General features: G+C 63.5%; 12 protein-coding genes and 1 riboswitch. Of the genes, 3 read left to right on the top strand and 9 right to left on the bottom strand.

Annotation, left to right across the window (positions count from 1 at the left end; translation table 11 throughout):
- Positions 1 to 17 precede the first annotated feature (17 nt).
- From HWQ56_RS02650 to HWQ56_RS02630, 5 genes are all read right to left on the bottom strand, one after another.
- Entirely contained in the window at positions 18 to 626 is a 609-nt protein-coding gene (locus HWQ56_RS02650) for a YqiA/YcfP family alpha/beta fold hydrolase (protein ID WP_176569724.1), read from the bottom strand.
- A gap of 388 nt (positions 627 to 1,014) precedes the next feature.
- A complete protein-coding gene (locus HWQ56_RS02645; protein ID WP_176569723.1) occupies positions 1,015 to 1,377 on the bottom strand; it encodes a hypothetical protein in 363 nt (120 codons plus the stop codon).
- Between the two features lie 58 nt (positions 1,378 to 1,435).
- Positions 1,436 to 2,251 carry a 3',5'-cyclic-AMP phosphodiesterase gene (gene cpdA / locus HWQ56_RS02640; protein WP_176569722.1) on the bottom strand — a complete coding sequence of 272 codons (816 nt, stop codon included), beginning with the start codon at positions 2,249 to 2,251 and terminating at the stop codon, positions 1,436 to 1,438.
- A 216-nt stretch (positions 2,252 to 2,467) separates the two neighbouring features.
- Positions 2,468 to 2,920, bottom strand: a complete 453-nt coding sequence (locus HWQ56_RS02635) for a DUF1249 domain-containing protein (protein ID WP_158157214.1) — start codon at positions 2,918 to 2,920, stop codon at positions 2,468 to 2,470.
- Positions 2,911 to 3,522: an NUDIX domain-containing protein gene (locus HWQ56_RS02630; RefSeq protein ID WP_158157212.1), complete on the bottom strand. Its 612-nt coding sequence runs from the start codon at positions 3,520 to 3,522 to the stop codon at positions 2,911 to 2,913. The genes HWQ56_RS02635 and HWQ56_RS02630 overlap by 10 nt, the downstream gene beginning before the upstream one ends.
- Positions 3,523 to 3,736: 214 nt before the next feature.
- Between HWQ56_RS02630 and HWQ56_RS02625 the strand changes: the two genes are divergently transcribed.
- The gene (locus tag HWQ56_RS02625; RefSeq protein ID WP_176569721.1) at positions 3,737 to 4,483 is read left to right on the top strand and encodes a DUF3298 domain-containing protein; all 747 of its coding nucleotides are present in this window, start codon (positions 3,737 to 3,739) and stop codon (positions 4,481 to 4,483) included.
- Here the strand turns inward: HWQ56_RS02625 and cytX are convergent.
- Both cytX and thiC read right to left on the bottom strand, forming a co-directional pair.
- Complete coding sequence (gene cytX, locus HWQ56_RS02620; protein WP_176569720.1) at positions 4,452 to 5,738, bottom strand: putative hydroxymethylpyrimidine transporter CytX; 1,287 nt, start codon at positions 5,736 to 5,738, stop codon at positions 4,452 to 4,454. The two genes, HWQ56_RS02625 and cytX, sit on opposite strands and share 32 nt — an antisense overlap.
- A gap of 85 nt (positions 5,739 to 5,823) precedes the next feature.
- Positions 5,824 to 7,713: a phosphomethylpyrimidine synthase ThiC gene (gene thiC / locus HWQ56_RS02615; RefSeq protein WP_158157206.1), complete on the bottom strand. Its 1,890-nt coding sequence runs from the start codon at positions 7,711 to 7,713 to the stop codon at positions 5,824 to 5,826.
- Between the two features lie 153 nt (positions 7,714 to 7,866).
- Positions 7,867 to 7,972, bottom strand: a riboswitch (TPP riboswitch).
- Positions 7,973 to 8,107: 135 nt separating this feature from the next.
- On the opposite strand from thiC, the gene HWQ56_RS02610 reads away from it, so the two are divergent.
- The gene (locus tag HWQ56_RS02610) at positions 8,108 to 9,544 is read left to right on the top strand and encodes a TolC family outer membrane protein (protein WP_158157204.1); all 1,437 of its coding nucleotides are present in this window, start codon (positions 8,108 to 8,110) and stop codon (positions 9,542 to 9,544) included.
- Positions 9,545 to 9,571: 27 nt separating this feature from the next.
- Here the strand turns inward: HWQ56_RS02610 and waaA are convergent, their stop codons facing one another.
- Complete coding sequence (gene waaA, locus HWQ56_RS02605; protein ID WP_158157202.1) at positions 9,572 to 10,846, bottom strand: lipid IV(A) 3-deoxy-D-manno-octulosonic acid transferase; 1,275 nt, start codon at positions 10,844 to 10,846, stop codon at positions 9,572 to 9,574.
- A gap of 148 nt (positions 10,847 to 10,994) precedes the next feature.
- Complete coding sequence (locus HWQ56_RS02600; RefSeq protein ID WP_158157200.1) at positions 10,995 to 11,885, bottom strand: LysR family transcriptional regulator; 891 nt, start codon at positions 11,883 to 11,885, stop codon at positions 10,995 to 10,997.
- Positions 11,886 to 11,972: 87 nt separating this feature from the next.
- Here HWQ56_RS02600 and HWQ56_RS02595 point away from each other — a divergent pair, with 87 nt between their 5' ends.
- A complete protein-coding gene (locus HWQ56_RS02595) occupies positions 11,973 to 12,305 on the top strand; it encodes a DMT family transporter (protein ID WP_158157198.1) in 333 nt (110 codons plus the stop codon).
- Positions 12,306 to 12,321 lie beyond the last annotated feature (16 nt).

Below are 12,321 nucleotides of genomic sequence, written 5' to 3'. Positions count from 1 at the left end.
CATGAAAAATAAGCAGCTCAAAGCTGGGCAAAATCGATGCCGCGGTACAGCCCGGGTTCGATCCCGGCGAAATTCAGCAAGCTCGGCAGTTGCGCGCCAAAGCCTTGGTACCCATGGTCGCCGCCGGCCTGGATGCGCAATGCGCAGGCACGGTAGAAGCGCTCTGCCTGGCGGTAATCAAGGGTTTCATCGGCGGTTTGCAGCCACACTTGATAGCGCTGGGGGTCTTGCGGGGCCGCTACTTCCAGCTCGCCGAGCGCATCCACGTGGTCCAGGGTCAATTCCCAGCGCTCACCGGTATACAGGTTTTGCTGGGTACCCAGGAATCCGTCGAACAGGCGGTGCGGGTTGACCACCGGGTTGATCAGCAGGGCCTTGAGCCCGTGGCGCTCGGCCAAGTGAGTGGCATAGTAGCCGCCCAGCGAGCTTCCCACCAGCAAGGGCGCGCCCAGCTCGGCGATCGCCGCCTCCAGCTGGCCAATGGCCTGGCGCGGGTGATGGTGCAGCGCCGGCACGCGCAACTGCTCTTCCAGTCCCATGCGCTGCATGACCTCGACCAGGGTGCTGGCCTTCTTCGACGCCGGCGCGCTGTTCAACCCGTGTATATAGAGAATGGAACCTGCCACGCCGACACCTCCCGAGCAAAAGAGCGCCAGTTTACCGTGGGATGGGGGGATTAGGCAGGTTGAGATGTTTGGCAACGATATATTACGCGCCCAAGCCTGTAGCCGCTGCCGCCAGGCTGCGCGGGCCGAGTGGCCCACTGCAGATCTTCAGCGTACCCGAAGGCCAGCGTAACCTGACCGGCAGCGGCTACAGGCAGGTGCCAAGCATCTTGAGGTTGAAGGTGTTCCGTCCGCCGCTTCACAACAGCGGCCTGGGCTTGGCCCGGTTACGAAGGTGCAACAGCGCTAATGATTGATGCCAAGGCCATTGTGGATGATCTAGCAGCGGCAACCCGCGCCGACTGATGCTGTAACGCGGCCCCTGTGGATAACTGCAGGGGCTCGACATTTATAACACTACCGGCACCCGCTTGCCTGGCTCAGCCTGCAATACCTCCAGAAACCAAAGTTCATTGACCTGGCACCCTTTCAATCGCGCCAGGCCGATACCCAATTCCACCCATCCCGGTGAACCTTCGTCGACCTCGAGCTGCGCACCTCCAGTGAATTCGATGACCAATGATAAGCAGTCCTCGACATAGAGCTCACGCCGAAGGGCGTATACATCCGTTATTTCGGTGGCGGAATAGCGCTGCGGCTCACACCCATTTCGCAATACCACGAGCTCGTTCTGTTCAACCTGAAACGACGCGGCCTGTCTGCGGGAAGGCAGCCGCTCATCAATTTTGTCCAGCAGACGCTTAAGCCACATGCAAACTCCTTATTAGCAGCACGATCGCCAATGACGCCCCATAGCCGCAAAGTTCGCGTCAGTACCCATCCGCCCCCATATCCGGCGTGAACTCAAACCCCTCCACCCGCGAAACCTCAGTCTCGATCCTGCCGTCCGGCAGCAACCGCAGCCACCGATACCCCGGCGCCAGCTCATCCAGGGCGAAATCCTCGCTGCCCGGCTTGAACTGGATGCAGGTGGATGGCGAAGCGATCAGGCGGACGCCGTTGCGCTCGCGCTCGAAATCCTGATGGATGTGACCCCACAACACCGCGCGGGCCTGGGGGAAGCGGTCGAGGACCTCGAACAGCGCATGGGGATTGCGCAGGCCGATGGGCTCCATCCATTTGCAGTCGATGGAGACCGGGTGGTGGTGGAAGCAGATCAGGTGATGGCGCTGCGGCGCCTCGCTGAGGGCCTGGGCCAGCAGCTGCAATTGGTCGTCGGCGAGGTAGCCGGGGACCGAGCCGGGAACCGAAGAGTCCAGCAGGGTAATGCGCCAGTTGCCCAGGTCGACCACCGGGCTCAGGTAATCCTGGCCCGTGGCAGCCTGCTCCATAGGCAGCGGTTCGTCGTGGTTACCGGCGAACCAGCGCTTTGGTGCGTTGATTGGCGCGGTGAGCTGCTCGAAACGCCGGTACGACTCCACGCTACCGTCCTGGGAAAGGTCGCCGCTGGCCACTACGAGGTCGATGTGCGGCTGCTCGGCCAACACCTTTTCCACCACGCGCGCCAGGCTGTCAGCGGTATTCAGGCCCAGCAGGGTGCCGTGCGCTTCGGCAAACAGGTGGCTGTCGGAAATCTGCACCAGCAGCACAGGTGTATCGGCGGTAGGTAGAGGTGCGCTCGGCAAGGCCGTCTCCTTGGGCGGGGATCAGCCTGGATTATGGTGGGGATGCGGGCGGGGGGCAAACCTCATGGGGGACTTGGCTCACATCTGGGGATGAAAATCTTCGCTGCGCGGGGCTGAGTTCTCGACCGCAGGCCGCCACCTGATGTTCGCTGCGGCCGACCTCAAGGCCTTCAAAACGGCGCTGAAGGCAACCAGGGGCTGACGCGAGGGCATGGCTCAGCGGACATACTCATACTCATGCCCACACGCCAGGCAATGGCTCAACCATTCCCCCAGGAACAGGTTCAACTGAGCCTTCTCGTCCGGCTGGTGCATGCTGGCATTGGGGTACGGGTACACACTGCGAAAACGCCGGGCGTGCTCGGCGCTGACCACTTCAGCCATGCGCGCATCATGGTAGACCTGCACTTCCAGCTGCGGCACCGGCAGCCACGGCAGGCTATGTTCCTGACGCACCCGCAGGGTGGTGGTATAGGGGCAGGCCAGCACCACTTCCAGGGTGAGCACGCCGAGCATCTGCTCGCCCTGGGTCATGGCCACTTTGCGCGAATGCTGCTCGTGGCGCATGTTCGGCAACAGGCGCATCAGCCGCGCATAGTTGGCCTCGCAGGCTGCCTGCAGGCCGACCAGATCGACGCGGTAGCGTTCGCGCAACAGGTTCACTTCCACAGCCCCCTGACTTCCTCGCGGTTCAGCGCCAGCCATTGAATGGCGATGATCGTGGCCGCGTTGATGATCTTGCCATCGCGCACGGCTTGCAGGGCGTCTTCGAATGCCCAGACCGTGACGCGGATGTCCTCGTTTTCCTCTTTCAGGCCGAACAGGCCGCCCACGCCTTCGCTGCTGCAATGCCCCAGGTACAGGTGCACGAATTCGTTGCTGCCGCCCGGCGAAGGGAAGTACTTGGTGATCGGCCAGAGCGCCTGCAACGTCAGTCCAGCTTCCTCCTCGGCTTCGCGGTGCGCAACTTCTTCCGGTTGCTCGGCCTTGTCGATCAGACCGGCAACCATCTCCACCAGCCACGGGTTGGCGGTCTTGAGCATGGAACCAACGCGAAACTGCTCCAGCAGCACCACTTCATCTCGCTTGGGGTCGTAGGGCAGCACGCATACCGCGTCATGGCGCACGAATACTTCGCGGGTCATCTCCTTGCTGGTGCCGCCGTCGAACAGTTCGTGGCGCAGGTGCAGGCGGTCAAGCTGGTAGAAACCTTTGTAGCAGTTCTCGCGCTTGAGTATCTCGACCTTGGTCGGCTGGGCCCTGTCTGTCATGTAAAACCTCGTCATCATCCGTGCAGCTTCGCGCCATCCTAACTGTGATGTCGCCCGTTTGCAGCCCCTTTCAAGACCGATCCGCGAGCGGCAAGATAGGCGGCAAGCCCCTGGCCCGATACTATTGAGCTTAGTGGCGAACTGAAGCCGGCGTCGAGAGTCGAAGCACGGCAGCATTTGCCCGCAACCCCCTTCCTGAACTTCAAGGAACACCATGTCGCTTCTGAAATTCACGGCCATGGCCTGCGTGGCCCTGACACTGGGCGCCTGCCAGAGCCTGTTCCAGCCGAACATGCACACTGCGCTGCAAACCAAGCGTGATGCCTGGGAACACACCAAGCCCGGCTGCACCACGCCGGACTGCCCGCTGGTGAACCTGGACGTGATCCACTTTCCCGACGAGCCAGACCTTGACCCGATCATCGAGCGCCGCCTGCTGCAATTGACCCGCACCAGCAACGACGCACCGCTGCCTGCCTCGCTGAAGGCCTACGAAAACACCTTCCTCAGCCAGGCGCCGACGGGCTATGGCAGCTACCTGCAATCGAAGGTACGCGAGCAGCATGACGGCCTGGTGATCATCGAAGTGTCCAGCTACCTGGATACCGGCGCGCCTCACGGCACGCCAGGACGCGGTTTCATCAACTGGTCGCGCCAGCAGCATAAGGTGCTGACATTGCAGGACATGCTGGTGCCAGGCCAGGAAGCGACCTTCTGGAAAGCCGCCGAAGAAGCACACCGCGGCTGGTTGACGACCCGCGGCCTGGCCAGCGACCCCAAGTTCGTCCACGACTGGCCTTTCAAGCAAACGCCGCACATCGCCCTGACCTACGGTGGCGTCATCCTCAAGTATGACGTGGACACCATCGCGCCATACGCCCTGGGCCAGCCGGAGATCAAGGTCGACTACCTGCGCCTCAATGGCGTGATCAGGCCGGAACTGTTTCCCGGCCGCGGCTGATGACTGCCAGCACCGCGTGCAGCATGCCGGCCAGCAGCAATGCCGGCAAGGTAGCGCCCACCTCGGGGTAGAGGTTGGCCAGCACGTGGTAGGTGGCGATGCCGCCCCCCCAGGCCACCAGTGCGGTCCAACGCAGCGGCACGGCCTGGGCCTGGCTGCTGCGCTTGCGCAGGATGAAGTGGTCGACCAGCACCACGCCGAACAGCGGCGCGAACACCGAGCCGATCAACAGCAGAAAGTTCTGGTACTGGGCCAGGGGCGCGAAGCAGGCGATCAGTGTGCAGATGACGCCGATGGCCAGGGCCAGGTGCTCGACTTTCAAGCGCACCAGCAAGCCGGTGGATACCGCCGCCGAGTGGATGTCGGCAAAGGCATTCTCGGACTCGTCCAGCAGAATCAGCAGCAACGGAATACCCAGCCCGGCGCCTGCCAGGGCCAGCAGCAGGGCATTGGTCTCGCCGCTGGGCGCAAACGCCAGGGTGTAGGCCACGCCCAGGCTCATCAGCCAGAGGTTGCCCACGAAGAAACCCAGCACGGTGCCACCGAACACGCCCTTGGCCGCACGGCCGAAGCGTGAGTAGTCGGCAATCAGTGGCAGCCACGACAGCGGCATGGCAATGGCAATGTCAAAGCCCACGGCGAAGGTCATGCTGCCGTCCCCGGCCTTGGCCCACAAGCCGCCCAGGTCAGCCTTGGCCAACAGGTTCCAGGTCAGCCACAGGCAAGCCGCCAGCAGCAGCCAGATGCCCCATTTGCGCAAGATCTTGCGCACGAAGGTCAACGGCCCGCTGACCGCCAGCAGGGTGGCTAATGCACCGAACACCAAGGTCCAGAGCACGGGGTTCGCCAGCAGGCTGCCTTCGCTGAAGGCGCGCGCGCCCAGCAGGCTGGCGGCATCGCGCATGACGATGATTTCAAAGGCACCCCAGCCCACCAGTTGCAGCAGGTTGAGCAGCGCCGGCAGTGCTGCGCCGTACTGGCCCAGGCTCAGGCGCAAGGCAGCCATGGACGACAGGCCGGTGTCGCTGCCGATCACGCCGACAGCCGCCAGCAGCACCACGCCAACGGCGGTGCCCAGCCCAATCGCCAACAGCGAACCGGACAGGCCCAGGCCCGGCGCCAGCAAAGCGCCGGTCTGCAGCACCATCAGGCCGATGCCGAGTGAAAACCACAGGGAAAACAGGTCCCGGGCGCCGAATACGCGCTGGGAGGAAGGGACGGCGACGTCCGGGGAGTAATGGCTGGGTGTGTTCAATTTGGATCTCGAAAGAGATATGGGTTGTCTGAAGAACCTGCAGGCGCTGGCGTGCCAGCGCCTGCAAGGGTTACACGCGTCTGAATCAGACCTTCTGATACAGCTGGCTACCTTCCTGCTTGAACCGCTGGGCTTGCTCGCGCATGCCCTCCTCCATGGAAATATCCACGGCCTCGATCTTCTGGTTGGCGGCGTACTCACGCACTTCCTGGGTGATCTTCATGGAGCAGAACTTCGGCCCGCACATGGAGCAGAAGTGCGCGACCTTGGCCGAGTCCTTGGGCAGTGTTTCGTCATGGAAGGCCCGCGCCGTGTCCGGGTCCAGGCCCAGGTTGAACTGGTCTTCCCAACGGAACTCGAAACGCGCCTTGCTCAGGGCATTGTCGCGGATCTGCGCGCCGGGGTGCCCCTTGGCCAGATCGGCGGCATGGGCAGCGATCTTGTAGGTGATGATGCCGGTCTTGACGTCATCCTTGTTGGGCAAGCCCAGGTGCTCCTTGGGCGTGACATAACAGAGCATGGCGCAACCGAACCAGCCGATCATCGCCGCACCGATGCCCGAAGTGATGTGGTCGTAACCGGGGGCAATGTCAGTGGTCAGCGGGCCCAGGGTGTAGAACGGCGCCTCATCGCAGCACTCCAGCTGCTTGTCCATGTTTTCCTTGATCAATTGCATGGGCACATGGCCTGGCCCTTCGATCATGCACTGCACATCGTGCTTCCAAGCGATCTTGGTCAGCTCGCCCAGGGTCTCCAGTTCACCGAACTGGGCTTCGTCGTTGGCGTCGGCGATGGAACCGGGGCGCAGGCCGTCGCCCAGCGAGAAGCTGACGTCGTAGGCCTTCATGATTTCGCAGATTTCGTCGAAGTGGGTGTAGAGGAAGTTCTCTTTATGGTGCGCCAGGCACCATTTGGCCATGATCGAACCGCCGCGGCTGACGATGCCGGTCACCCGCTTGGCGGTCAGCGGCACATAACGCAGCAACACACCGGCGTGGATGGTGAAATAGTCCACGCCCTGCTCGGCCTGTTCGATCAGGGTGTCGCGGAACAGCTCCCAGGTCAGGTCTTCGGCCACGCCGTTGACCTTCTCCAGCGCTTGGTAGATCGGCACGGTACCGATCGGCACGGGCGAGTTGCGGATGATCCACTCGCGGGTTTCATGGATGTGCTTGCCCGTGGACAGGTCCATGACGGTGTCCGAGCCCCAGCGAATACCCCAGGTCAGCTTGGCCACTTCTTCCTCGATGGAAGACCCCAGGGCGCTGTTGCCGATGTTGCCGTTGATCTTCACCAGGAAGTTGCGGCCGATGATCATCGGCTCCAGCTCGGTGTGGTTGATATTGGCGGGAATGATGGCGCGGCCGCGGGCGATTTCCTCGCGCACGAACTCGGCGGTGATTTCCTTGGGGATGCTGGCGCCGAAGCTGTGGCCCTTGTGCTGTTCATTGAGCAGGCCGGCGGCGCGGGCCTCGGCCAGTTTCATGTTTTCGCGGATGGCCACGTATTCCATCTCGGCGGTGATGATGCCCTTGCGCGCGTAGTGCATCTGGCTGACGTTGGCGCCCGCCTTCGCCCGGCGCGGGTTGCGCACATGGGCAAAACGCAGCTTGGTCAATTCGGCGTCGTTCAGGCGCTGCTGGCCGAAATGCGAGCTCAGGCCTTCCAGGCGTTCGGTGTCGCCACGGTCGTCGATCCAGGCCGAGCGTACATCGGCCAGGCCCTTGCGTACGTCGATGGTGACGTTGGGGTCGGTGTAGGGCCCCGAGGTGTCATAGACGGTGACCGGCGCATTGATCTCGCCGCCGAAGTCGGTGGGGGTCACGTCCAGGCTGATTTCACGCATGGGCACGCGGATGTCCGGGCGCGAGCCCTGCACATAGACTTTTTGCGAACGGGTGAACGGTTGTACCGATTGCGCGTCGACCTGGGCCGATTCGCTCAGGTGGGCAAGGTTTTTTTCTTGTTTACTCATCACAGGCTCTCCAGACAGCATCCAGCAGTGGAATGTCGGGAGTGAACCTGAAAAGGCACGGACTGCACCTGGGGCGGTGCTGTGCTTGGACCGTCGCAAACCGCTCAAGAAATGAACGATTTTCCCGGACGAAGCACAAGAGGACTCGCCGGGAGGACGAGAAATCTTGTTCCCTACGCAGGCGCTAACCTGATCAGGTTCAACGGGATCCGGATTAACCGATCTCAGCCTTTCACTCAAGGCACCCCGACAAGAACGCCGTCAGTCTAGACGCGCAGCCGGCAAAACGCCAAGCCCTTGAGGGTGCATGTGCGATAAATGGCGTAAATGCCTGATTGTTGTGCCACCCGCAGGCATCTACACTCGCACTGCGATTAATGACAAGGATTGAATCATGCTGCGCAAAATTGCACTGGCCATTGCCGTGTCGAGTGGGTGCAACGCCGTGGCAGCGCAGATCGCCCCTCTGGCCAGCCGCACCGACCTGGTCAGCGTCTACCAGGAAGCGGTGAACAACAACGCCGACCTGGCCGCTGCCCGTGCCGACTACGCCGCCCAGAGCGAAGTGGTGCCCCAGGCACGGGCCGGGCTGCTGCCCAACCTGTCGGCCGGCAGCGACATCACCGATGTCCGCACCCAGCTCGATGAGCCGGCGCAAACCACCTCCCGTAGCGGCACCACGTACCAGGCCACGCTCGCCCAGCCGATCTTTCGCGCCGACCGCTGGTTCCAGCTGAAGGCCGCCAAGGCGGTAAACGAGCAGGCGGCCTTGCAGCTCTCGGCCACTGAGCAGAACCTGATCCTGCAGACCGCCGAGGACTACTTCAACGTACTGCGCGCCCAGGACAGCCTGGCGGCCACCAAGGCCGAAGAGAACGCCCTCAAACGCCAGCTGGACCAGTCCAACGAACGTTTCAACGTCGGCCTGTCGGACAAGACCGATGTGCTGTCATCGCAAGCCAGCTACGATACCGCGCGCGCCAACCGGATCGTGGCGCAGCGCCAGGTCGACGATGCCTTCGAGGCGCTGGTGACGCTGACCAACCGCGATTACAACTCGGTGCAGGGCATCGTCCACACATTGCCGGTGCTGCCGCCCAGCCCCAACGATGCCAAGACGTGGGTAGAGACCGCTTCGCAACAGAACCTCAACTTGCAGGCCAGCGCCTACGCCGTGACCAGCGCCGAGGAAACCCTGCGCCAGCGCAAGGCCGGCCATGCACCGACGGTGGATGCGGTGGCCAAATACCAGAAAGGGGACAACGACCTGCTGGGCTTCAGCAACCCCAGCCCCTACCCGGGGGTGGAGTACCATGGTGATGTGGAACAGCGCACCATCGGCCTGCAGGTGAACATTCCGCTCTACAGCGGCGGCCTGACCAGTTCCCAGGTGCGGGAAGCCTACCAGCGCCTGAGCCAGAGCGAACAACAACGCGAGGGCTTGCGTCGCCAGGTGGTGGAGAACACTCGAAACCTGCACCGGGCGGTGAACACCGATGTGGAGCAGGTGCAAGCGCGCAAGCAGTCGATCATCTCCAACCAGAGCGCCGTGGAGGCTACCGAGATCGGCTACCAGGTGGGCACCCGCAACATCGTCGACGTGCTCGACGCCCAGCGCCAGCTGTACTCGTCGGTGCGCGACTACAACAACAGCCGCTACGACTACATTCTCGACAACTTGCGCCTCAAGCAGGCGGCAGGCACCCTCAGCCCGCGAGACTTGCAGGACCTGGCGCGCTGGCTGAAGCCCGACTACAACCCTGACAAGGACTTCCTGCCGCCAGACCTGGCCAAAGCGGCGCAGGAACTGCTCAAGCCCGCAAAGCAGTAAAGCTGGCGCCGCCTGGGCGGGGCAGGATTATCTGAGCAGTGTGCCCAGGGCGGTGAGCAGCCGCTCCAGGGCACCCTGGTTGGCCTGCATCACCGCCAAGCCCGCTACCCCCATACGCCGGGCATCTTGCGGCAACTCGATCAGCTGACGCACCGCCACCGCCAACCCGGCGGCGTCATCGACTTCGATCAGCGCGTTGGCCTCGCGCAGCATGGCGGCGATTTCCTGGAAATTGAACAGGTGCGGGCCGCTGAGCACCGGCTTGGCCAGTGCCGCCGGCTCCAGCAGGTTGTGCCCGCCATTGGCCACCAGGCTGCCGCCCACGAACGCGCTGTCGGCCAGGGCATAGAGGAACAGCAACTCGCCCATGGTATCGCCCACCAGCACCTGGTGTTGCGCCGTGATGGCCTGGCCGCTGGAGCGCCGCACGCTGGCGAAGCCTTGCTGCACGCTCGACTCGAACACCGGGTTGAAACGTTCCGGGTGGCGGGGCACCAGAATCAACAGCGCGTCGGCGTGGCTGGCCAATACCTGGCGGTGGGCGTCGAGAATGATTGGGTCTTCGCCCTCGTGGGTGCTCGCCGCGATCCACACCGGACGACCCGATGCCTGCCAGTGCTCGCGCAGCGCGGCGGCACGCTCCAGCAGTTGCCCGTCAACCTTGAGGTCGAACTTGATCGACCCGGTCACCTGCACGCATTCGGGCCGCGCGCCCAGTTGCCTGAAACGCTCGGCCTCGGTTTCGGTCTGCACGGCAATCAGGCTCATTTGCGCCAGCATGGGCGCCGTCAGCTTGGCGAAGCGGCCATAGCCGCGGGCCGAACGCTCGGACAACCTCCCATTGGCAAGGGCCACGGGAATGCCGCGCAGCGCGCACTGGTGAATATGGTTGGGCCACAGTTCGGTTTCCATGATGACCGCCAGGCGTGGCTGCACATGGTCGAGGAAACGTCCCGCCGCCCACGGCAAGTCATAGGGCAGGTAGCAATGGCGCACGCGCGGCTCGTCGCCGAACAGCGCCCGGATGCGCTCCGAGCCGGTGGGCGTCATGCAGGTGATGGTGATGGGCAACTGCGGGTAGCGCACCAGCAACTGCCGAATCATCGGTGCGGCGGCGATGCTTTCACCTACCGACACCGCATGCACCCAGATACCGCCGGTAGGCACGGCCGGCAGATTACGGGCAAAGCGCTCGCCGATGCGCTTGGCGTAGGCCGGCGCTTTGCGCGCACGCAGCCACAACCGCAGCGCCACCAGCGGCAGCCCCAGATGAAACAGCAAGGTATAGAGGGTTCTGTTCATGGCGGCGGAGTTTACTAGGCTCTGCATGAAAAGTAAGGCGTGTAGCAGCGGACCCGGCCGCGTCGGCATCGCACTCGGTGAGTGCTGACGTTGCGCGGCGCCCCGGGACGTGGCCAGGTCCACTGCTACGGCACCGTCGCGCCACGGCTCAGCCAATGGCCCGCAGATGGCGGGTAAAGCACTCGGCCAGGTGCCGTGCCGCTGGGCCCAGCGGCTCATCGCGGCGCCACACCAGCTCCACCACCAGCGCCGGAGGCACCCACTCGCTGGCCAGCTCCACCATCTGCTGCTGGTACGCGGGGTATTGCACCACATGACGCGGCAGCCACGCCCAGCCCAGACCGCGCATCAGCAACTCGGCCATCGCGTAAAAACTGTCGGCCCGCCATACCTGCGGGCTGATGGGGTCGCCGCCGGCGTACTGGCTGGTTTCCAGGGCGATCAGCAGTTGCCGATGGCGGGCCAGCTCCTGGCGGCTGACGCGCGGAGTAGCGGCCAAAGGGTGGTTGACGGCGCACACCGTGACCATCTCCACACTGCCCAGGGCGCGGCGCTCCAATGCCGCCGGCATGTGCTCATGGTGAAACAGCAGCCCCAGGTCGGCGCGGCGCTCCACCAGCTTGCGCGCCACGTCGCCCTGGGCACCGCTGGCCAACTGCACCTCCAATGCCGGGTAGGTGCCAGCCAGGTCCTCGAGGCTATCGAGCACGGGCTGGTAGGGCATGGCCTCATCCTGGGCCACGCGCAATTGCGCTTCCTGGCCGCGGTTGAGGGCCAACGCGCGGCTGTCCAGGCGTTCGCACTGGCGCAGCAGTTCGCGGCCTTCTTCCAGCAGCGCCCTGCCCGCTTCGGTCAACTGCGGCTGCCGACCGCTGCTGCGGTTGAACAGCGTCACCCCCAGGTCTTCTTCCAGCAATGCGATGGCACTGCTGACCGCCGATTGGGCACGCCCTTGCTGGCGGGCCACCGCCGAAAACGAGCGCAGCTCGGCGACCTGCACGAATAGCAGGATCTGCTCCAGATTCCATCGAAGAGCCATGCTGACCTATCTCCAATAGCGATAGGTATTCACTTTACCCCATCTGCCCTACCCCTAGAATGGCAGGCAACTTCAGAGGGTTGAATCATGACTGCCTACTACTACCTGGCGCTTGCCATCTGCTGCGAAGTGATCGCCACCACCAGCATGAAAGCCGTGAAAGGCCTGAGCACCCCGCTGCCACTGATCCTGGTCATCTGCGGCTACGCCGTAGCGTTCTGGATGCTGATCCTGGTCGTGCGGGTCATCCCCGTGGGCATTACCTACGCCATCTGGTCGGGCATGGGCATCGTACTGGTCAGCATCGCCGCGCTGCTGGTCTACGGCCAGAAACTGGACATGCCTGCCGTCGCTGGCATGGGCCTGATCCTGCTGGGCGTGGTAGTGATCCAGCTGTTCTCGAAAACCGCCGGGCATTGAGTCTGTATACTGCGGG

The sequence above is a fragment of the Pseudomonas eucalypticola genome (assembly GCF_013374995.1).
Lineage (GTDB): Bacteria > Pseudomonadota > Gammaproteobacteria > Pseudomonadales > Pseudomonadaceae > Aquipseudomonas > Aquipseudomonas eucalypticola.
This window is presented reverse-complemented; position numbering and strand designations above follow the sequence as displayed.

Bases quoted from the DNA above. Each gene is read 5' to 3' on its own strand.
- HWQ56_RS02645 (WP_176569723.1), bottom strand. From the start codon at position 1,377: ATGTGGCTTAAGCGTCTGCTGGACAAAATTGATGAGCGGCTGCCTTCC.
- HWQ56_RS02600 (WP_158157200.1), bottom strand. From the start codon at position 11,885: ATGGCTCTTCGATGGAATCTGGAGCAGATCCTGCTATTCGTGCAGGTC.
- waaA (WP_158157202.1), bottom strand. From the start codon at position 10,846: ATGAACAGAACCCTCTATACCTTGCTGTTTCATCTGGGGCTGCCGCTG.
- thiC (WP_158157206.1), bottom strand. From the start codon at position 7,713: ATGAGTAAACAAGAAAAAAACCTTGCCCACCTGAGCGAATCGGCCCAG.
- HWQ56_RS02625 (WP_176569721.1), top strand. From the start codon at position 3,737: ATGTCGCTTCTGAAATTCACGGCCATGGCCTGCGTGGCCCTGACACTG.
- HWQ56_RS02630 (WP_158157212.1), bottom strand. From the start codon at position 3,522: ATGACAGACAGGGCCCAGCCGACCAAGGTCGAGATACTCAAGCGCGAG.
- HWQ56_RS02610 (WP_158157204.1), top strand. From the start codon at position 8,108: ATGCTGCGCAAAATTGCACTGGCCATTGCCGTGTCGAGTGGGTGCAAC.
- HWQ56_RS02595 (WP_158157198.1), top strand. From the start codon at position 11,973: ATGACTGCCTACTACTACCTGGCGCTTGCCATCTGCTGCGAAGTGATC.